The sequence below is a fragment of the Flavobacterium sp. genome, from assembly GCF_049318185.1.
GTDB lineage: Bacteria > Bacteroidota > Bacteroidia > Flavobacteriales > Flavobacteriaceae > Flavobacterium.
Map to the genome: position 1 here is coordinate 18,081 of NZ_JBMOGV010000006.1, position 21,182 is coordinate 39,262.

The 21,182-nt window shown below is 31.0% G+C and carries 15 protein-coding genes; 11 read left to right on the forward strand and 4 right to left on the reverse strand.

From position 1 onward, the window contains the following. Positions 1 to 7 precede the first annotated feature (7 nt). Entirely contained in the window at positions 8 to 715 is a 708-nt protein-coding gene (locus ACOYLT_RS01320; RefSeq protein WP_422852032.1) for a 16S rRNA (uracil(1498)-N(3))-methyltransferase, read from the reverse strand. Positions 716 to 717: 2 nt separating this feature from the next. Further along, entirely contained in the window at positions 718 to 1,740 is a 1,023-nt protein-coding gene (gene tsaD / locus ACOYLT_RS01325; protein WP_422852033.1) for a tRNA (adenosine(37)-N6)-threonylcarbamoyltransferase complex transferase subunit TsaD, read from the reverse strand. 99 nt (positions 1,741 to 1,839) lie between these two features. On the opposite strand from tsaD, the gene ACOYLT_RS01330 reads away from it, so the two are divergent. From ACOYLT_RS01330 to ACOYLT_RS01345, 4 genes are all read left to right on the forward strand, one after another. Beyond that, positions 1,840 to 6,363 (forward strand): translocation/assembly module TamB domain-containing protein, encoded by a 4,524-nt coding sequence (locus tag ACOYLT_RS01330; RefSeq protein WP_422852034.1) that lies wholly within the window; start codon positions 1,840 to 1,842, stop codon positions 6,361 to 6,363. Between the two features lie 142 nt (positions 6,364 to 6,505). Beyond that, positions 6,506 to 7,492, forward strand: a complete 987-nt coding sequence (gene pfkA / locus ACOYLT_RS01335) for a 6-phosphofructokinase (protein ID WP_422852035.1) — start codon at positions 6,506 to 6,508, stop codon at positions 7,490 to 7,492. Positions 7,493 to 7,520: 28 nt separating this feature from the next. Beyond that, positions 7,521 to 8,525: a type I glyceraldehyde-3-phosphate dehydrogenase gene (gene gap, locus ACOYLT_RS01340; RefSeq protein WP_422852036.1), complete on the forward strand. Its 1,005-nt coding sequence runs from the start codon at positions 7,521 to 7,523 to the stop codon at positions 8,523 to 8,525. 42 nt (positions 8,526 to 8,567) lie between these two features. Beyond that, entirely contained in the window at positions 8,568 to 9,419 is an 852-nt protein-coding gene (locus ACOYLT_RS01345) for a BadF/BadG/BcrA/BcrD ATPase family protein (protein ID WP_422852037.1), read from the forward strand. Positions 9,420 to 9,451: 32 nt separating this feature from the next. Here the strand turns inward: ACOYLT_RS01345 and ACOYLT_RS01350 are convergent, their stop codons facing one another. Together ACOYLT_RS01350 and ACOYLT_RS01355 are read right to left on the reverse strand one after the other, a co-directional pair. After that, a complete protein-coding gene (locus tag ACOYLT_RS01350) occupies positions 9,452 to 9,838 on the reverse strand; it encodes a RidA family protein (protein ID WP_422852038.1) in 387 nt (128 codons plus the stop codon). 16 nt (positions 9,839 to 9,854) lie between these two features. Beyond that, positions 9,855 to 12,581 (reverse strand): putative LPS assembly protein LptD, encoded by a 2,727-nt coding sequence (locus ACOYLT_RS01355; RefSeq protein WP_422852039.1) that lies wholly within the window; start codon positions 12,579 to 12,581, stop codon positions 9,855 to 9,857. A gap of 75 nt (positions 12,582 to 12,656) precedes the next feature. On the opposite strand from ACOYLT_RS01355, the gene ACOYLT_RS01360 reads away from it, so the two are divergent. From ACOYLT_RS01360 to ACOYLT_RS01390, 7 genes are all read left to right on the forward strand, one after another. Further along, on the forward strand, positions 12,657 to 13,862 hold the full coding sequence (locus ACOYLT_RS01360) for an N-acetylmuramoyl-L-alanine amidase (protein WP_422852040.1): 1,206 nt from the start codon (positions 12,657 to 12,659) through the stop codon (positions 13,860 to 13,862). 48 nt (positions 13,863 to 13,910) lie between these two features. Further along, entirely contained in the window at positions 13,911 to 14,867 is a 957-nt protein-coding gene (locus tag ACOYLT_RS01365) for an MlaD family protein (RefSeq protein ID WP_422852041.1), read from the forward strand. 10 nt (positions 14,868 to 14,877) lie between these two features. Beyond that, a complete protein-coding gene (locus tag ACOYLT_RS01370) occupies positions 14,878 to 16,188 on the forward strand; it encodes a 4Fe-4S dicluster domain-containing protein (protein ID WP_422852042.1) in 1,311 nt (436 codons plus the stop codon). Positions 16,189 to 16,272: 84 nt separating this feature from the next. Next, entirely contained in the window at positions 16,273 to 16,719 is a 447-nt protein-coding gene (locus ACOYLT_RS01375; RefSeq protein ID WP_422852043.1) for an LNS2 domain-containing protein, read from the forward strand. Positions 16,720 to 16,785: 66 nt separating this feature from the next. After that, positions 16,786 to 17,577, forward strand: a complete 792-nt coding sequence (locus tag ACOYLT_RS01380) for a (Fe-S)-binding protein (RefSeq protein ID WP_422852044.1) — start codon at positions 16,786 to 16,788, stop codon at positions 17,575 to 17,577. Positions 17,578 to 17,603: 26 nt separating this feature from the next. Further along, complete coding sequence (locus tag ACOYLT_RS01385; RefSeq protein ID WP_422852045.1) at positions 17,604 to 18,086, forward strand: ABC transporter ATPase; 483 nt, start codon at positions 17,604 to 17,606, stop codon at positions 18,084 to 18,086. Positions 18,087 to 18,096: 10 nt separating this feature from the next. After that, complete coding sequence (locus ACOYLT_RS01390; protein WP_422852046.1) at positions 18,097 to 21,102, forward strand: glycoside hydrolase family 3 N-terminal domain-containing protein; 3,006 nt, start codon at positions 18,097 to 18,099, stop codon at positions 21,100 to 21,102. The last annotated feature ends 80 nt before the right edge of the window (positions 21,103 to 21,182 follow it).

The following is a 21,182-nucleotide window of genomic DNA, read 5'->3' on the forward strand; positions in this document are numbered from 1 at the left end:
ATTAATTTTAGATTTCATTTTTAAAAACAACACTATGGCAAGCCACTATTGCTGCAGTTTCTGTTCGTAATCTTGTATTTCCCAAAGATACTGGAATAAAATTATTAGCAATAGCCATTTCAATTTCATTAATAGAAAAATCACCTTCAGGACCAATTAAAATGGTGACATCTTCATTGCTTTTTAATTCATTTTTCAATGATTTTTTATCGGTTACTGAACAATGAGCAATAAATTTTTGACCATTGAATTCTTGCTTAATAAAATCTTTGAAGGCAATTGGTTCATTTAATTTTGGCAAATAAAAATGCAAAGATTGTTTCAAAGCACTTTCTAAAATCTTTTGAAATCTATCTGTTTTAATTATTCTTCTTTCGGAATGTTCGCAAATTATCGGTGTGATTTCTTGTATTCCAATTTCAGTAGCTTTTTCTAAAAACCATTCGTAGCGTTCATTCATTTTTGTAGGTGCTACAACTAAATGTAAATGGAATTTTGACAGTTCTTGCTTTTCAACTGCATTAATTTTTACGGTACATTTATTGTCTGAAGCAATTGTAATTTCGGTTACAAACAAAAAACCTAAACCATTAGTGACATGCAAAATATCGCCTTCTTTTTTGCGCAACACTTTGATAATATGTTTACTTTCTTCTTTGTCAAAAACAAATGAAGTTGCGGTTTCGGTTATGTTTGGATTGTAAAATAGTTGCATAATTAAAATTCGATTCGGGCTTTAGAAACAGTTGATTGGTCAACAAATTTATCGTGTAAAAAATTATGATAGCCTACAATTCCGATCATTGCAGCATTATCAGTAGTATATTCAAATTTTGGAATAAATGTTTTCCAACCATATTTGTTTTCGGCTTCCTTTAAAGTAGTTCTAATACCAGTATTTGCAGAAACACCTCCACCAATAGCAATTTGTTTTATTCCAGTGTCAGCTACTGCTAATTTTAATTTTTCCATTAAAATTTCAATGATAACACTTTGAACTGATGCACAAATGTCATTTTTGTTTTCTTCTATAAAATTTGGATTTTCCAGAACGTTTTTTTGAACAAAATAAAGGATTTGTGTTTTTAATCCTGAAAAGCTAAAATCCAAATTGGGGACTTTTGGTTTGGTAAAAGTATATTTTTTTGGATTTCCTTCTTTAGCAAATTGGTCTATCAATGGTCCGCCAGGATAAGGTAAACCTAATATTTTGGCGGTTTTATCAAAAGCTTCACCCACAGCATCATCCGTTGTCTCTCCTATGATTTCCATATTGAAAAAGTCATTCACTTTGACAATTTGTGTATGTCCACCAGAAATTGTCAATGCTAAAAAAGGAAATGTTGGCTTATCAAATCCATCTTCGTCAATAAAATGAGCCAAAATATGGGCATGCATGTGATTCACAGCAATCAGAGGAATGTCTAATGCAAAAGCCATTGATTTTGCAAAAGAAGAACCAACCAAAAGAGAACCCATTAATCCGGGGCCCTGTGTAAATGCGATGGCAGAAAGTTGTTCTTTGTTGATATTTGCTTTTTTTAACGCTGTATCAATTACAGGAACTATATTTTGTTGGTGTGCTCTTGAAGCTAATTCTGGAACAACACCACCATATTCCTCATGAATACTTTGTCGGGCTACAACGTTTGAAAGTACTTTATCATTTCTCAAAACAGCAGCTGCAGTATCATCACATGAACTTTCGATAGCTAGAATAAAAACTTCTTTGAAATGCATAAAAGGCACAATTTTTGGTTTATATTTGACACTACAATTAGAAAATCAAATGTAAAGATTTTTGCAAAGGTAATTTTCTTTCCCAAGTCAGAATAATAATTGGAAAAAATTAAAACAAATAGCGGTTTTAAAAAGTTCAGGAAAATTCTTTTTCGCACCATTTCAGTGTTGTTTTTACTTTTATTACTGCTAAGTATCTCACTCCAACTTCCTTTTGTACAGACAAAAATCGCCCATTACTATACCACCAAAATCAATAAAGATTATGATACAAATATCAATATTGATGAAGTAGCTATAACTTTTTTTGGCGGTGTTAAATTGAAAAAAGTATTGATTTTAGACCATCATCAAGATACTTTGATTTATTCAAAAAGGATTAAAACAAGTATTTTAGATTTCAAAAAGCTTATTGACGGCAAACTTCTTTTTGGAGATTTGCAATTGGATAATTTTTACCTTCAAATTAAGAATTATAAAGGTGAAAAAGAAACAAATTTAGACTTGTTTGTTGCTGCCTTTGATGATGGAAAACCTAGTAATGGTCAATTCTTGATGAAATCAAATAACATTAATCTTATTGACAGTAGGTTTGTTGTGATAGATGAAAATCGAATTATTCCAAAGGACGTTGACTTCACAAAGCTTAATGTTCATTTGAAATCATTTCAAATAAAAGGACCAAATGTTACTTCCAATATAAACAAAATGTCTTTTCAAGATCATCGGGGTGTTTTTGTAAATAATTTAACCTCTGATTTTACTTATACGAAGAATGATATTAGACTTGAAAAGTTAGAACTAGCAACAGAAGAGTCTTTTCTTAAAGGTCAAGTCATATTGAAGTATAATAAAGATAATCATGATTTCAGTGATTTTAACAATAGAGTAAAATTTGATGTAATGTTGGATAGCTCTATAGTATCAACTAATGATATTCGTCATTTTTATAAAGAACTTGATAAAAATCAAAAGTTTTTCTTGAAATCTACAATCAAGGGGACCTTGAATAATTTTTATGCCACAAAGCTGTATTTAGTTGACAATAAAAAATCAATTATTAAAGGAGATATTAATTTCAAGAATTTATTTCCACGCAGTCCAGGGTCCTTTTATATGAAAGGGAATTTTAATAAAATAGCTTCAAATTATAAAGATTTAACAAAGCTATTGCCAAATATTCTTGGAAAAAAACTTCCATCATCACTACAAAAATTAGGACAATTTACATATACAGGAAAAGTAGAAGTAACTCAAACCTATATCAAAACTAATTTTGTAATGAACACAGCATTAGGAATTGTTGAATCTGATTTGATGATGTCGAATCTTAACAACATTGACAATGCCAATTACAAAGGAAATATTATTCTTGATGGTTTTGATGTTGGTGCATTTATAAATGATAAAACCATTGGGAAAGTAAGTCTAAATCTAGATGTAGATGGCAAAGGATTTACTAGAAAATATTTGAATACTACTTTTTTGGGGGATGTTTTTCAAGTAAAGTATAACGGATATAACTACACCAAAATCATAGTGGATGGTAGTTTTAAAGAGCCAATTTTTAGAGGAAAATTTTATATTAATGATCCAAATTTGTTTATCGATTTTAATGGAAAAGTTGATTTGTCAAAAAAAGAAAACAGTTACGATTTTCTTTTAAAAATTGACCATGCCAATTTGCGAAAACTTAATTTTACAAAGGATTCCATTTCTGTTTTTAGAGGAGATGTCGTTATTAAAGCCTTTGGAAATTCTATAGAAAACATGAAAGGTGATTTGTTGTTGACAAACGCTTCTTATCAAAATAAAAAAGACCTTTATTTTTTAGATTATTTAAAAGTAACTTCAAGCTTTGAAAGCAATGGTGAAAGAACAATAAAAATTAATTCCCCAGATGCCATAGAAGGAACAATAGTTGGGAGATATAAATTCAACCAATTCCAAAAAATGGCGGAGAATTCGTTGGGTAGTTTTTATGCCAATTATAGACAAAACAAATTGCTGCCTAATCAATATTTGAAATTTAATTTTGCTCTACATAGTAAAATTATCGAGATTTTTTTTCCAGATATATCATTAGCTGCTAATACAGTTTTGAAAGGAAATATTAGTTCAGATTCTAAGAATTTTAATTTAGATTTTAATTCACCAAAAGTAGTGGCATATGACAACACTTTTGATAATGTTTCAGTGAAATTAGACAACAAAAATCCTTTGTATAGTGCTTATGTTCAAATGGATTCAATCAAAACCAAGCATTATAAAGTTAGAGATTTTAGTATGATTAATACATTTGCTAATGATACTTTACATTTTAGAACGGAGTTTAAAGGGGGAAAAAAAGGACTTGATTTTTACAACTTAAATTTTTATCACACCATCAATAAAGAAAATAAAAATGTTATTGGTTTCACTAAATCAGAACTTCAATTCAAGGATTATTTATGGAGCTTAAATGAAAAAGAAAATCCTGAAAATAGTAAAATTATCTTTGATAAAAAATTAACTAATTTTTCTTTTGAAAATTTAATTTTCACACATGAGAATCAAAATATAAGTTTTGTAGGATTGATAAATGATAGGAAATATAAGGATTTGCAATTAACATTTGATAATGTCAATTTAAACAAAATAACACCTGATGTGGAAAAATTTGTATTCAATGGAAATTTAAACGGTAAGATAAATTTTAAACAAAAAAATACAATTTTTCAGCCAACAGCGTCATTAAAAATTGATAGTCTATCTGTTAATGAAGTTGCCTTAGGTAAACTAAATTTACAGATTTCTGGTGATGAAACTCTCAGCAAATTTTACATTAATTCAAATTTAGATAATGAAAATGTAGAAGCTTTCAACGCAAAAGGAAATATTCAAATATTAGAAAATCAAACTTTTGCGGATATTGATTTGAATTTTGATAAATTTAACTTAGGGATTTTAGGAAAAATAGGTGGAGATGTTATTAAAAACATTCGTGGCTTTGCCTCAGGTAATGCAAGAATAGATGGAAATATCAATCAATTGGAATATAATGGTAGACTATTCATAAATGAAGCTGGATTAACTATTCCTTATCTAAACACAGATTACAAGTTTGCTAACAATTCTATAGTTGATGTAACAGAAAATAAATTCATTATTAGAGAAACCACCATAACTGATACTAAGTTTAACACAAAAGGAAATATTAATGGTTTTATAAAGCATAAGCAATTTGGAGATTGGCAACTTGATTTAGCTATTAATTCAGATAGGCTTTTAGCGCTTAATACAAAAGATCAAGAAGACTCAGCCTATTTTGGTAAAGCATTTATGGATGGTTCAGCTTCAATAGTAGGGCCAACAAATGGATTGATAATAAAAGTAAATGCAAAATCTGCTAAAGGAACTGATCTCAAAATCCCGATCAACGATGCAGAAGCAATTCAAGAAAATAATTATATCCATCTCTTAACACCATTAGAAAAAAATAAAAATAATGCTATTGCCCAAATCAAAAATTATAATGGACTTCAAATGGATTTTGAGTTTGATATTACTCAAGACGCAAATATTGAAGTAATTCTTAACAGAGAATCTGGTCATGGTATGAAAGGGAACGGAAGAGGTTCACTTAATATGAGTATTAATACTCTAGGTAAATTTCAAATGTTTGGTGATTTTCAAGTTTATGAAGGTTTTTATAATTTCAAATATGGAGGAATTATTGACAAAAAATTTGAAGTAAAAAAATATGGTTCTATAATTTGGGATGGAGATCCAATGGCAGCAACACTTAACTTGGAGGCAATATATAAAACTACTGCTAATCCGGCTGTATTGATTGATAATCCCTCTTTTAATAAAAAAGTTGATGTTGAAGTTGTGATTGGTGTAAAAGGAAATTTAAGAAGTCCAGATCCTGATTTTAATATTAATTTCCCATCGGTTTCTAGTTCTTTAAAATCTGAAATTCAGTATAAATTGGATGATAAAGATAAGCGTCAAACACAAGCATTATATTTACTCTCAACTGGTGGGTTTTTGAGTCAAGAAGGTGTAAATCAAAATCAATTGTCTAATAACTTATTTGAAAAAGCAAGTAGTCTTTTTAATGATATTTTTTCTGGAGACAATGATAAAATATCCATTGCTCCAGAATATGTAGTAGCCGATAGAACACCAGGACAACAAACTGATGGCAGATTAGGAGTTTCACTTACTTCAAGAATTAATGACAGAATTACGGTTAATGGCAAAGTAGGTGTGCCAGTAGGAGGAATAACAGAAACAACAATTGTAGGTGATGTTGAAGTACAATATCGTGTTAACGAAGATGGCACATTAAATCTAAGAGTTTTTAATAAAGAAAATGACATTACTTATATTGGACAAGGAATTGGATACACACAAGGAATAGGAATGTCTTATGAGGTCGATTTTGATACTTTAAGAGAATTGGTCAACAAGATTTTTAGAAATGCAAAATTAGATAGGATTTCTAATAATAAAAATAACGAAATACCTGATTCTTTGCTTCCGGATACTATGCAATTTAATAAAAATGATGACAATAAGAAAAAGAAAAAAACTGAAATCATTCCTAATAAAGAGGGAATTCCATCTGAGGATTAAAAGACAAGACTTTTTTTAGTTTAATTTAAAGAAAAAACTTATTAACGAAAACGATTGAATTTAATTCATTTTTATCAATACACTAATAATTGGATATAATTACACTTCTTGTTTGTTAATTTTACAATTTAATATTAAAAATATGTCTAAAACCATAAAAAAAATAGGTGTCTTAACTTCTGGTGGTGATTCACCAGGGATGAATGCTGCCATTAGAGCTGTAGTGAGAACTTGCGCCTTTCACAATGTTGAATGTATTGGAATTTACAGGGGTTATCAAGGCATGATTGAAGGTGATTTTAAAGAATTGGGAGCAAGGAGTGTAAATAATATTGTAAATAAAGGAGGAACTATTTTAAAATCGGCTCGTTCAAAAGAATTTATGACCAAAGAAGGGCGTCAAAAAGCACATCAAAACCTTATAAATGCTGGAGTTGAGGCTTTAGTAGTTATAGGTGGTGATGGTTCATTCACTGGAGCTGAAGTTTTTAACGAAGAATATAATTTTCCTGTGATGGGAATTCCTGGAACTATTGATAACGATATTTTTGGAACTAGTTACACTTTAGGCTATGATACTGCACTTAATACAGTTGTTGAATGCATCGATAAAATTAGAGATACTGCCAGTTCACATAACCGTCTTTTCTTTGTTGAAGTAATGGGAAGAGATGCTGGTCATATTGCTTTGAATGCTGGGATTGGAGCTGGAGCTGAAGAAATTTTAATACCAGAAGAAAATTTAGGATTAAAAAGATTATTAGAGTCATTACAAAAAAGTAAAGCTTCGGGAAAATCATCAAGTATAGTAGTTGTGGCTGAAGGTGAAAAGTTGGGGAAAAATGTTTTTCAACTTAAAGATTACATTGAGGAACATTTACCAGAATATGATATTCGTGTTTCAGTTCTTGGACACATGCAGCGTGGTGGTTCACCTTCTTGTTTTGACAGGGTTTTAGCTTCAAGATTAGGCGTAAAAGCTGTAGAATCTTTACTGGAAGGAAAATCCAATTTCATGGTGGGGTTATTAACAGACAAAATAGAGCTGACTCCCTTACAACAAGCTATCAAAGGTCATTCAGCAATTGATAGAGAATTACTTCGTGTTTCTGATATAATGTCAACATAAAAATAAAAAATAACATAAATTATAAAAAATGTCAAAAGTAAAATTAGGGATTAACGGATTTGGTAGAATTGGAAGAATTGTTTTTAGAGAAACTTTTAATAGAGATAATGTTGAAGTGGTTGCCATCAATGATTTATTAGACGTAGATCATTTGGCTTATTTGTTAAAATACGATTCAGTTCACGGTCGTTTTGCAGGAAAAGTAGAAGTAAAGGATGGTAAACTTTATGTAAACGATAAATTTATTAGAGTTACAGCTGAAAGAGATCCAAAATTAGTTAAATGGGATGATAAAGATGTAGATGTAGTTGCAGAATGTACAGGTTTCTTTACAACCATTGATACTGCAAATGCTCACCTTGAAGGTGGTGCCAAAAAAGTAATTATATCTGCGCCATCTTCTGATGCTCCAATGTTTGTAATGGGAGTAAACCATACTGAAGCTAAAGCTACTGATACCGTTGTTTCAAATGCATCTTGTACTACTAATTGTTTAGCACCATTGGCTAAAGTTATCAATGATAATTTTGGAATTGTTGAAGGTCTAATGACTACAGTACACGCTACTACTTCTACTCAAATGACTGCAGATGGTCCATCAAGAAAAGATTGGAGAGGTGGACGTGCTGCTAGTATTAATATTATTCCATCTTCTACAGGTGCTGCTAAAGCAGTTGGAAAAGTGATTCCATCACTGAATGGAAAGTTAACAGGAATGTCTTTCCGCGTTCCTACTGTTGACGTTTCTGTTGTTGATTTAACGGTAAAAGTTGCTAAAGAAACTACATACGAAGAAATAATGGCTGTGTTAAAAAAAGCTTCTGAAAACGAAATGAAAGGAATCCTTGGTTATACTGAAGACGATGTAGTATCTCAAGATTTCGTTTCTGATTCAAGAACTTCAATTATTGACGCTAAAGCAGGAATTGGTTTAAATTCCACTTTTTTTAAATTAGTTTCTTGGTATGACAACGAATATGGTTATTCTAGTAAATTAATTGATTTAGCTGTTCATATTTCTGGTTTAAAATAATAAATAGAATTAATTGTTTTTTAGATTTTTAAATTCCTAATTATGAAATTATTAGTTGACAGTGGTTCTACAAAAGCTGATTGGATTGCTATAGACGATATAGGAAAAGTATTATTTACTACTCAAACATTAGGACTAAATCCGGAAGTATTAGATAAATCTGAAATCATTGCCCGTTTAGATGATAAATTTGATATTGAACATAATAAAGAAAAAGTATCTCATTTATACTTTTACGGTGCAGGTTGTGGAACAGATAGAATGAAAGATTTCTTGGCAGTTGTTTTTAAAGAATACTTTATAAACGCGCTTGTTTCTGTTCACGAAGATACCTTTGCAGCAGTATATGCTACAACTCCAAAAGATGAAAAAGCAATTGTTTGCATAGTAGGAACTGGATCAAATTGTAGTTATTTTGATGGTAAAGTATTGCATCAAAAAGTGCAATCACTAGGTTACATTGTCATGGATGATGGTTCAGGAAATCGTTTTGGAAGACATTTGCTAAGAGGATATTATTTTAACAGTATGCCTCCTGTATTAGCTAAAGAATTTGAACTTGAATACAATCTTGATGCTGATTTTATAAAAGCAAATCTTTACAAAGAATCAAACCCAAATGCTTATTTAGCAACTTTTGCTAAATTCATTATCAAACATAAAGACAATGAGTTTTGCAAAAAAATAATTCGTAAAGAATTAAAATTATTTGTTAAAAACTATATTATGCAATTTGATAATTGCAAAGAAGTTCCTGTACATTTTGTCGGCTCTATTGCTTTTTATTTAAAAGATGAATTGGAAGAAATCCTAGAAAAATATTCTATTAATATGGGCAATGTACTCCGAAGACCTATTGATGGATTAATTGCTTATCACATTTTAAACAAATAAAAAAGTCCCTTCTGGGACTTTTTTATTTTAGTTTACTTCATAGCAATCATTGAAATTTCTACATTTACATTCTTCGGCAAGCAAGCAACTTGTACAGTTTCACGAGCTGGTGCTATTTTCTCATCAAAATAACTGCCATAAACGTTATTTATTATAGCAAAATCTCCCATATTCATAATGAAAATGCTTGTTTTTACTACATTGTCAAAAGTCATATCAGCTGCTTCTAGCACAGCTTTCATATTTTCCATTACTTGTTTGGTTTCAGTTTCAATATCATCAAGTACTAATTCCATTGTAGTTGGATGAAGTGCAATTTGCCCTGAAGTATATAATATATTACCCATTAAAACTGCTTGGTTGTAGGGACCAATTGGTGCAGGTGCTTTGTCAGTAAAAATTATTTTTTTATTACTCATAATTTATGATTAACAATTAACGAATGGTTTTATCAGGTTGTTTTCGTTTATCCCATTTGATATCGCTCAATACACCTGCTTTTATTCCTATAAAAAATCCCCAATAGGCATTATCTCCAAAAGGTACCCAATTGAAATCCATGCGCCAACTGAGCAAATCTCTTTCAAACCTAAATTGAGTGAAAGTTACTCCTTTTTGAACAAAGTCATAGCCTGTGGAAACACCGATTTTCCATTTGGGTGTCAAATCGGTATTCATAGAGACCATAACTGAATTTCCAGTCACTTTCTTTTCTCTGTTATTATTAGAATAGGTAAGTGAATAGGCCAAGTTCATATCCCATGGTAGCTTATATTTAAAAAATTCTGAAATAGTATTTTCTTCCCCATTATCCTTATTGAATTGGCTATCTTGTCTGTAACTTAAATCAGTATTTGTGCCAAACAAGTCATCCTCGCGACCACCATTACTTTTTCCCTGTATATTTTTTTTATCTTCATTTTCTGAGTCTTTACTAGAAAAGTTATAATTTAAAGTCATATTGGCACTAGTCATTCTGAATAAACTACCGCTATTATCAATATTCCAAGTGTTAATTCTTTGTCCAGCGTTGTTAATAGCATATGGGTCTAAAGTTGCTGCAAAATTCACATTCATTTTTTGTTTCAAGAATTGTGTTCCGCCACTTACTCTCATGGGAGACCACTTTAGAGAATCAGCTGTCATGTCGTAGGAGGTTGAAAAATTTAAATTATTTAATAACATCACTTTCTTAGGTTCTGTTTTAGTGGAATCTTTATCAGTAACTTTTGCTTCAAAAGTATTACTCAAATTGAAACCTAAATTGTTTGACATGTTTTTTCCTGGCGCGCCAAAAATCCCGTTATCAAATCGTGTATAATCTTTTCTCATAGTTCCGCTACCATCAGGATCATAAGTGTCATAATAATTTGAAAAACTTGGTATATAGCTATAGGAAACGTTGGGTCTCATTACATGTCTTATGGCTTGTATTTTTTTCTTTTCACCAAAATTAAATGTTCCGTAGATAGTGGTTCCAAGTCCTGCAGTGAAGGAATAAGTTCTGAAAGCATCAAAACCTTGTACGTCAACATCAACGACTTTGTTTTGTGTAGCATCAAATTGTTTTCTAATAGTTTTAAAATACCAAACTTCATTATAATTTAAAGAAGTAGAAGCACTAAAATATTTAAATACTTTAAAATTAGTGCTAAGCGGAATACTATGTTGCAATCCCATTTTAGCATCATTAAACATTTCTGGTTTGAAAAAAAGCGAGTCGGTGGTTTGAATTCTGTTTTCGCCTCTTAAATTATATTGAAAATTTATATTCTTAAAAAGACCTTTCTTTACACCATCATTTGGAGCAAATGGAAAAATTCTATCTACACTCAATTGAAGTGTTGGCAATGTCATGTTTATTTGTTCTGTATTTGTGTTTTGGGAATGTGTGGCTGTCAATGACAAGTTCACCTGTGGAATAGAATTAAATGTTTTTGAATAGGATATAGAGGAACTTAACGTGTTGTTCAAATTAGAACCTACATTGACTTGATTAAGAGATTGCCTAAAATATTTACTACTTCCAAGATTTACTGATGCAGAAAATCTTGAGTTTGGATTTGATTTTGAATCTTTAGAATGTGACCATTGGATGTTATAAATCGTTGACCTTGCATAGTCGGGATAACCTCTTTCGCTATTAACTAAATTTTCATATCTAATGTTAACGCGTCCTTGAAATTTATAGCGCTTGGCATAGGATGATTCAAACCGCAAACCATAACTTCCGTTAGTAAAATAATCGCCTAAAACGGCTAAATCATAATTATTACTTAAAGCAAAATAATAACCCCCATTTTGCAATGAAAAACCTCGAGTGTTGCTATCATTATAAGTAGGTATTATTAATCCAGAACGACTTTTCTCTGTCATTGGAAAAAATGCAAATGGTAATACTAAGGGTGTAGGCACATCTGCAATTACCATATTGGTTAAGCCTACAACAATCTTTTTTCCTGGTACAAGTTTTACTTTATTTGTTTGAAAATAATATTCAGGATTTTCTAGGTCTTTGGCCGTTGTAAAACGCGCTCCTTTCATAAAGTAAACGGAGTCGTTTTCTTTTTTAGTAATAGCAGCTTTTACTTTAAACTCGTCTTGGTCTGTTCGAGAATTCCAAACCAAAGCTTTCTTGGTTTTATAATTAAATCTTATTGAATCAGGATTTACAATATTTGCGCCTTGCTTAAAAACAGGCAATTGGGTATAAGCACCCGTAGAATCTTTTATTCTGCCCGCATAAACTTCATTTTTTTGATAATCAAAAATTATAATTCCTGATTTTAATTCAATGTCTTGATAATATAATTCTGCTTTATCATAGAGGGTGACTAGCTTTTTCTTTTGGTCAATTTTGGCATACTTTTCTGCTTTGTATTTTACTTTTCCTTCAAGCAAAGCTTTTTTCTTACCCAGACTATCAACTTTAATAGTATCAATAACTTCAAGAGTGCTTAAAGTTTCTTTTTTAGTAGTATCGGTTTGATTTTTAGCAGGAAAAGAATTGTTTTTAGGAACTAATTCTTGTGAATATATTTTTGTGCTTCCCAGTGTTAGGAAAATTGTTAAAAAAACGATATAAAATAAGTTTCTTTGCAAATGTTTAATACTATTTTTGTAGAAATATTGTTTGGTTTTTGAAGTGACAAACTTAAACAATATTTTTGGTCAAAAATAAGGAAATATTAACTTTATGACCATTCGATTTTAATTAAAATTAACTTTTACATTCTTATGAATACACATAAATTCAGCAAAATTATAGTAGCAATATTATTCTTCTTTTCATTTGCTTCACTATTTGGACAATCAAAGTTTAAAGTTACACTTGATGCTGGTCATGGTGATCATGACTACGGTGCCATTTATCATGGACATATTGAAAAAAACATTACCTTGGCTATTACCTTGAAGGTAGGCAAACTATTAGAAAAAAACTCTAGTATTGAAGTTATCTATACTCGAAAAACAGATCAATTTATTGATCTTGTTGAGCGTGCTAACATTGCTAACCGAGCCGATTCGCATATTTTTGTTTCGATTCATTGTAATGCTAACAAAAATGAATCTGCTGACGGTTCTGAAACTTATGTAATGGGTTTATCTAAAAATGCTTCAAATCTAGAGGCTGCAAAAAGAGAAAATGCAGTAATTACTCTAGAAAAGGATTATAAACAAAAATACGAAGGGTATGATCCAAAATCACCAGAATCAATTGCTAGTGTGACGATGATAGGTGAAGAATATTTAAGTAATAGTATTTCACTAGCTGGTAGAATACAAAATCATTTTATTGATGATTTAAATAAAAAAAGTCGGGGTGTAAAACAAGCTCCTTATATGGTTTTACATAAAGCCTACATGCCTAGAGTATTAATTGAAACTGGTTTTATTTCTAATCCTACAGAGGGTGCGAAATTGGACTCAGAAGAAGGACAGCAAGAAATTGCTCAAGCCATTGCAGATGCTATTATTAGTTACAAGAAAGAATATTTTGGCACTACTGCAAGTGATGATACAGAAAAACCATCTCAGAAAATAGAAAAACCTTTAAAAACTTCGGATTCTATTGTAGCTCCAAAACCAACGGCTAAAACTCCAGAGAAAAAACCTGAAGTAAAAAGACCTGAAGTAAAAAGACCAGAAACTAAGCCTGAAGTAAAAACTGAAGTGGTTACAACAACTGCTTCATCTTTTAAAGTGCAACTTTTGGCAAGTGGAAAAAAAATTGAGTTAGTGCCAAGTAATTTTAACGGATTATCGAATATTTCTGCTTCTACGGAAGGTACATTATACAAATACATGTATGGAGACACTTCTAATTATGAAGAAGCAAAACGATTGTTAGTCGAAGCTAAAGCAAAGGGATACTCCTCAGCTTTTTTGATTGCTCTAAAAAATGGTAAAAAAGTTTCAATTCAAGAAGCATTAAAGCAATAATAATAAGGATTAACACTATTTTATTTTAACTTTGCAAAAAGAATAGCATTGAAAATTACTAGAGAAATTAAGACTGCGATATTAGTTATTGCTTCTATTTTATTATTTATTTGGGGTTATAGTTTCTTAAAAGGAAGAGACATACTCACTAATTATAAAACTTTTTATGTTCAATATGATAATGTTGAAGGTTTAGTTAGTTCAGCTCCAGTTACCATAAATGGTTTAACAGTCGGAAAAGTAAGTAGTATAGATTTCTCAGATAACTTAGGAAAAATACAGGTAGAACTTCAAATTAAATCCGACTTTCCTTTTTCTAAATCAAGTATAGCATATATCTATGAACCAGGATTAATAGGAGGAAAGCAAATTATGATTGTCCCAAATTTTGAAGATAAAATCATCGCACAATCTGGAATATCTTTAATAGGGGGCAATAAGCCTGGACTCACAGCGTTAGTCGCAGAAAGATTAACGCCATTACAAGAAAAAGTTGAGAAAATGGTTGTTTCTGCTGATGATTTATTGAAAAATGTAAATTCTATTTTAGATGCTAAAACCAAAGAGCATTTGAAAAGTGGTATCAGCAACTTGGATTCAACATTAGTTGCCTTCAGAAAAGCTTCTAAAAACGTAAATGAAATGTTAGCGGATAATAAAGGAAAAATCAATAACACGATGACCAATCTAGACAAAGCATCTGGAAATTTCGCCAAAATATCCGACTCTATTGCTAAAGTAAATATTAGTGAAACCGTTAAAAAATTAGAAAAAACACTAGCAAGTGTTGATAAAATATTGGCTGATGTTCAATCTGGAAAAGGAACTTTAGGAAAATTAGCTAAAGACGAAACTTTATATACCAATTTCACTAAAACTTCAAGAGAACTAGAGTTATTATTACAAGACTTACGTTTAAATCCAACTAGATATGTGAATGTTTCGCTTTTTGGAAAGAAAAATAAACCCTATAAAGCACCTGTAAAAGATTCAATTAAAAAGTAAAAATACTTGTATGATGTATATTGATAACCTACTTTTTGCTATTATTCTAGTTTTAGGGATAGGTTTTTTTGCTAAAAATGTTAAAAAACTAAGACGTAATATCAAGCTAGGTCAAGATGTAAATCGTTCTGATAATCCTTCAGTACGATGGAAAAACATGGCTATGATTGCCCTTGGTCAATCAAAAATGATAAAAAGACCAATTGCTGGGTTTTTACATGTTATTGTTTATGCCGGTTTTATCATTATTAACTTGGAAGTTTTAGAAATCATTATAGATGGACTTTTTGGTACGCATAGAATTTTTTCAAACTATATTGGTAGTTTTTATAGTTTCTTAATCGGTTCATTTGAAATTTTGGCAGTATTAGTTTTGGTTGCCGTAATCGTTTTTTGGTTCAGAAGAAATATAATCAAATTAAAACGTTTTGTTGGTTCTGATTTGATTGGTGCTCCAAAACAAGATGCTGATATTATTTTATACTTTGAAATTGTATTGATGTCTTTGTTTCTAATTATGAATGCAACTGATTTACATTTCCAAATGATGAATTCAGGTAATGTAATTTCTCAATTTATTACGCCTTTGTTTTATGACATGGATATTACAACTGTTGAGATTGTTGAAAGATGTGTGTGGTGGTTGCATATAGTAGGGATTTTGATTTTCTTGAATTATTTATACTATTCTAAACACTTACATATTTTATTAGCTTTCCCAAATACTTATTTTGCCGACTTGAATTCCAAAGGAAAATTTGATAATCTTGAAAGTGTTACCAAAGAAGTAAAACTAATGATGGACCCAAATGCTGATCCATTTGCGGCTCAACCAGTTGATGATAACGCAATCCCAACTAAGTTTGGGGCTTCTGATGTGCAAGATTTGAATTGGGTTCAATTATTAAACGCTTATACTTGCACGGAATGTGGTCGTTGTACCTCTTCATGCCCCGCAAATCAAACAGGAAAAAAATTATCGCCACGTAAAATCATGATGGATACACGTGATCGTTTGGAAGAGGTAGGAAGAAATATTGATACCAATAAAGGCGTTTTTGTTCCAGATAATAAATCATTATTAAACGATTATATTTCTACCGAAGAGCTTTGGGCTTGCACCTCATGTAATGCTTGTGTAGAAGAATGTCCGGTAAATATTAGTCCATTATCTATAATTATGGATATGAGAAGGTATTTAGTAATGGAGCAAAGCGCTGCTCCACAATCATTGAATGCTATGATGACCAATATCGAAAATAATGGAGCACCATGGCAGTACAATCAACAAGATAGATTAAACTGGAAAGAGGAAAAATAAAAAATAACATCAACAGATGAATTCTCATAAATGTTAAGCTTGAGGATTTGTAGAATGAATTTGATAACTATAAAAAGTAAAAAAATGAACGCGGAAGACATTGACAAAAACTTGCAAGCTATTACAGAAAACGGACAACATTTAAGTCCAATTTTACCTGAAGGAATTAAAAATTATCTAATTGACATAGACGGTACAGTTTGTGATGATATTCCAAACGAAGAACCAGAAAGAATGCTAACCGCTGAAGTTTATCCTGATGCATTAATAACATTGAACAAATGGTTTGATGAAGGCCATGTTATATTTTTCTTTACTTCAAGAACTGAAGAACATAGAGAATATACAGAGATTTGGTTGAAAAAGCATGGTTTCAAATACCACGGAATTCTTTTTGGTAAACCACGCGGAGGAAATTACCATTGGATTGATAATCACCTAGTAAAAGCTACTCGTTACAGAGGAAAGTTTACCGATTTAGTTGAAAAAGAAGTAACTATTCAAGTGTTTGACGATGAACATCATGAATAATATTAGATGTTAAATATCATATTTTAAATATTTTATATTTAAAATCATAAAATCTAAAATTACAATATGTCAGAAGTATTAAATGTGCCAACTATGGCAGAAATGATGGCGCAAGGTAAACAACCCGAAGTTTTATTTTGGGTGGGTTGCGCTGGAAGTTTTGACGACCGAGCAAAAAAAATTACCAAAGCATTTGTGCGCATTTTAAATCGAGCAAATGTAGAATTTGCAGTACTCGGAACTGAAGAAAGTTGTACTGGCGATCCTGCAAAAAGAGCAGGTAATGAGTTTTTGTTTCAAATGCAAGCCATGATGAATATTGAGGTTTTGAATGCTTATGAAGCAAAAAAAATAGTAACTGCTTGTCCACATTGTTTTAATACCCTGAAAAATGAATATCCTGAATTGGGTGGAAAATATGAAGTAATTCATCATACAGAATTTCTAAAATCACTTTTAGATTCTGGAAGATTAACAATAGAAGGTGGACAATTCAAAGGAAAAAGAATCACTTTTCATGACCCATGTTATTTAGGACGTGCTAATAATATTTATGAAGCACCAAGAGATTTAATTCAAAAATTAGATGCTGAATTGGTTGAAATGAAACGTTCACGTGCCAATGGATTGTGTTGTGGCGCTGGCGGCGCTCAAATGTTTAAAGATGCAGAACCTGGTAACAAAGAAATCAATATTGAAAGAACAGAAGATGCTTTAGAAACTAAACCTGAGATTATTGCTGCAGGTTGTCCCTTTTGCAATACTATGATGACAGATGGTATTAAAGCTAAGGAAAAAGAAGCAGACATCAAAGTAATGGACATTGCTGAATTAATTGCTAACGCTCAAGATTTGTAAATCCTTAATCCTAATTCCTAAATCAAATGTACGTTCCCTTTGAAAATTTACCTGAAGACTCTAAAATTTGGATTTATCAATCCAATTGCAAGTTTTCTGATGATGAAATTACTGAAATAGAAAGTGATTTGAAAATATTTATAGAAAATTGGTCAGCACACGGAACAACTTTGGAAGCATCTTACATTATTAAATACAATCGATTTATAATACTAGCTGTAAATCAAGAAGTACAACAAGCAACTGGTTGTTCAATTGATGCTTCTGTAGCATTTATTCAAAATTTGGAACAAAAATATCAAGTCATTTTATTAGATAAAATGAACGTAACGTTCAAAAATGGAGATCACATTGCCCACAAATCTTTAATCGATTTTAAAAGAATGGCCAAAGAAAAAGCAGTAACGGTTAATACTATTGTTTTCAATAATTTAGTAAATTCTATTGAAGAATTTAATGATAACTGGGAAGTTCCTGCTGGTGAAAGCTGGCACAGTCGCTTCTTTTAATCAATCATTCATGAAATGTCTTCTAACTAGAATTGCTTTATTTTCAGCACTGCTTTTTTTGATTACTAATTGTTCGTCAATAAAGAAAACATCAAAAAATGTATTACTAGGCAGCGCTCGAATCGCTGAAGACGAAGAAATTTATATTCCACAAATAAAATCGGAACGCAAAAACTTTTTCCCAGTTTCTTCTGCAGAAAATAAATGGGTTGATAGTGTATACTCCCAACTTTCTTTTGATGAAAAAGTAGGACAACTTTTTATGGTCGCTGCCTATTCAAATAAAGACACTATTCATACCAACGCTATTGAAAAATTAGTTAGAGATTATAAAATTGGTGGACTGATATTTTTTCAAGGTGGGCCAAAGCGCCAAGTGAAGCTCACTAACAAATACCAATCCTTATCAAAAGTTCCACTTTTTATTGGAATAGATGCTGAATGGGGATTGAGTATGCGTATTGACTCCACTTTTCGCTATCCTTTTAACATGACATTGGGAGCTATCAAAGACTTAAATTTAGTTCAAAAAGTAGGTATTTGTATGGCCAAAGAGAGCAAAAGAATGGGTGTTCAATTCAATTTTGCTCCAGTTTTAGACATTAATACTAATCCTAAAAATCCAATAATAGGTTACCGTTCATTTGGTGAAAGCAAGGTCAATGTGACAGAACATGCTATTGCTTTTATGGAGGGTGTTCAAAGTCATGGTGTTTTCTCAACAGGAAAACACTTTCCAGGTCATGGCGATACTTCAACCGATTCACATAGTACTTTGCCAATAGTAAATGCCTCATTAGATCATTTAGAAAAAGTAGAATTATATCCTTATAAACGAATGTTTGACGAAGGATTAGTCTCTGTAATGGTTGCTCATTTAAATGTACCAAGTCTCGAACCTCGTGAAGGATATCCTACTTCTATTTCTCATCACGTTGTGACCGATGTATTGAAAAACGAAATGGGTTTTGATGGTTTGATTTTTACTGATGCTTTAAATATGAAAGGCGCTAGTAATTTCAAAAAACCAGGTGATATTGATTTAGAGGCTTTTCTTGCAGGAAATGATATACTTCTTTATGCAGAAAATGTACCATTAGCTTCCGAAAAAATAGGTATGGCCTTTCAAGAAGGAATAATTTCAGAAAGTCGTCTTGAAGAGTCAGTTAAGAAAATATTGCATTATAAATTTAAAGCTGGTTTAAATAATTATAAACCCATTGAAGAATTCAATTTATATAATGATTTGAATCCAATTTCTAATGAAGCTTTGCAATATCAATTGTATGAAAATGCAGTTACAGTTGTCAAAAATACTAATGTATTACCAATTAAGAATCTAAATCAAAAAATAGCCTACATAAAACTAGGAGAAGATACTAATAATTCGTTTGTTACTACCCTAAAAAAATATACTGAAGTAACAGAAGTAGTTGATGAAAATATTGATTCGCTGATGACTAAGTTGAATAATTTTCAAACTGTAATTATTGGCTATCACAAATCTGATAAAACATGGTGGAAATCTCCAGAATTATCAGATAATGAATTGCAACTTATAGATAAAATTGCTTCTCAAAAGAAAGTTATTCTTGATTGCTTTGCTAAACCGTACTCGTTATCAAAAATCACCAATTTTGATGCTATAGAAGGCGTTGTTGTTTCTTATCAAAATAGCGATATAGCTCAAGAGGTTTCAGCTGAGCTTATTTTTGGAGCGATAGAATCTAAAGGCAAATTGCCTGTTTCTATAAACGACATTTATAAAGCAGGAGATGGCTTAACTACAGAAAAACTAAATCGTTTAGGCTTTACAATACCAGAAAATGTAGGTATGAGTTCTGAAAAATTAGCCCAAATTGAAAAAATCACCCAAAAAGCTATAAATGGAAAAATGGCTCCAGGAATGCAAGTATTAGTAGCTCGAAAAGGTAAAGTTATTTATCAAAAATCTTTTGGATATCAAACCTATGAAAATACAATAAAAGTAAAAAATTCAGATTTATATGATGTTGCTTCGGTGACTAAAATAGTAGCTACTTTGCCCAATGTTATGCAATTATACGACAAGAAAAAAGTAACACTAGAAACTACATTAGCAGAAATGTTGCCAATATTTAAAGGCACTAACAAGCAACAAATTACTTTCAAAGAATTATTATCACATTATGGAAGAATGCAAGCTTGGATTCCTTTTTACAAATCCACTTTAGATTCTGCAAAAATACCTTTAGAAAAATATTATAGAAAAATTGCCACAGAAGGTTTTAGTAAGCGAGTTTCAGATAGTTTATTTCTTCGCGATGATTATCATGACACCATCTTTAAAAAAATCATCAATAGTCCTTTAATTGATAAAAAAGAATACCGCTACAGCGATTTCACTTTTATTATTCTTAAACAATATTTAGAAAAAGTAACAGGAAAACCTTTGGATGAATTAGCTGAAGATAATTTTTATAAAACACTCGGGATGAACTACACGCTGTATAATCCTTTGAAAAAATTTGATAAAAGTGTTATTGCACCAACAGAAATAGATAATTATTTCCGCCATGATACCATTCAAGGATATGTTCATGATATGGAAGCTGCCATGGAAAACGGAGTAGGAGGTCATGCCGGAATTTTTTCTAATGCTATGGATATTGCCAAAATTATGCAAATGTATCTTCAAAAAGGAAACTATGGAGGCATTCAATATTTCACTCCAGAAACTTTTAATACATTCAATACGTGTTGGTATTGTGCTGAAGCTAACCGTCGTGGTTTAGGATTTGACAAACCGCAACTTAGTGGCAGCGGTCCAACATGTGGTTGTGTTTCCTTGTCAAGTTTTGGACATACTGGTTTTACTGGAACTATTGCTTGGGCAGATCCAGAAACTGATATTGTTTATGTATTTCTATCTAATAGGACTTTCCCTGATTCTAATTTACCTAATAAACTCTCTAAAGAAAACATCAGAGAAGCTATTCAAAAAATAATTCAAGAAGCTATTATTGATAAATATTAAGTAATTGTTCTTACTATTGAGAGCAATAATCTTATATAACAATCTATATTTTCACTAAATTTGTTGTAATAAAATTTCAT

Excerpts from the sequence above, each read along its gene's own strand:
- ACOYLT_RS01345 (WP_422852037.1), top strand. The coding sequence starts at position 8,568 with ATGAAATTATTAGTTGACAGTGGTTCTACAAAAGCTGATTGGATTGCT.
- pfkA (WP_422852035.1), top strand. The coding sequence starts at position 6,506 with ATGTCTAAAACCATAAAAAAAATAGGTGTCTTAACTTCTGGTGGTGAT.
- ACOYLT_RS01375 (WP_422852043.1), top strand. The coding sequence starts at position 16,273 with ATGAACGCGGAAGACATTGACAAAAACTTGCAAGCTATTACAGAAAAC.
- ACOYLT_RS01385 (WP_422852045.1), top strand. The coding sequence starts at position 17,604 with ATGTACGTTCCCTTTGAAAATTTACCTGAAGACTCTAAAATTTGGATT.
- ACOYLT_RS01320 (WP_422852032.1), bottom strand. The coding sequence starts at position 715 with ATGCAACTATTTTACAATCCAAACATAACCGAAACCGCAACTTCATTT.
- ACOYLT_RS01350 (WP_422852038.1), bottom strand. The coding sequence starts at position 9,838 with ATGAGTAATAAAAAAATAATTTTTACTGACAAAGCACCTGCACCAATT.
- ACOYLT_RS01370 (WP_422852042.1), top strand. The coding sequence starts at position 14,878 with ATGATGTATATTGATAACCTACTTTTTGCTATTATTCTAGTTTTAGGG.
- ACOYLT_RS01390 (WP_422852046.1), top strand. The coding sequence starts at position 18,097 with ATGAAATGTCTTCTAACTAGAATTGCTTTATTTTCAGCACTGCTTTTT.
- ACOYLT_RS01360 (WP_422852040.1), top strand. The coding sequence starts at position 12,657 with ATGAATACACATAAATTCAGCAAAATTATAGTAGCAATATTATTCTTC.
- tsaD (WP_422852033.1), bottom strand. The coding sequence starts at position 1,740 with ATGCATTTCAAAGAAGTTTTTATTCTAGCTATCGAAAGTTCATGTGAT.
- gap (WP_422852036.1), top strand. The coding sequence starts at position 7,521 with ATGTCAAAAGTAAAATTAGGGATTAACGGATTTGGTAGAATTGGAAGA.
- ACOYLT_RS01380 (WP_422852044.1), top strand. The coding sequence starts at position 16,786 with ATGTCAGAAGTATTAAATGTGCCAACTATGGCAGAAATGATGGCGCAA.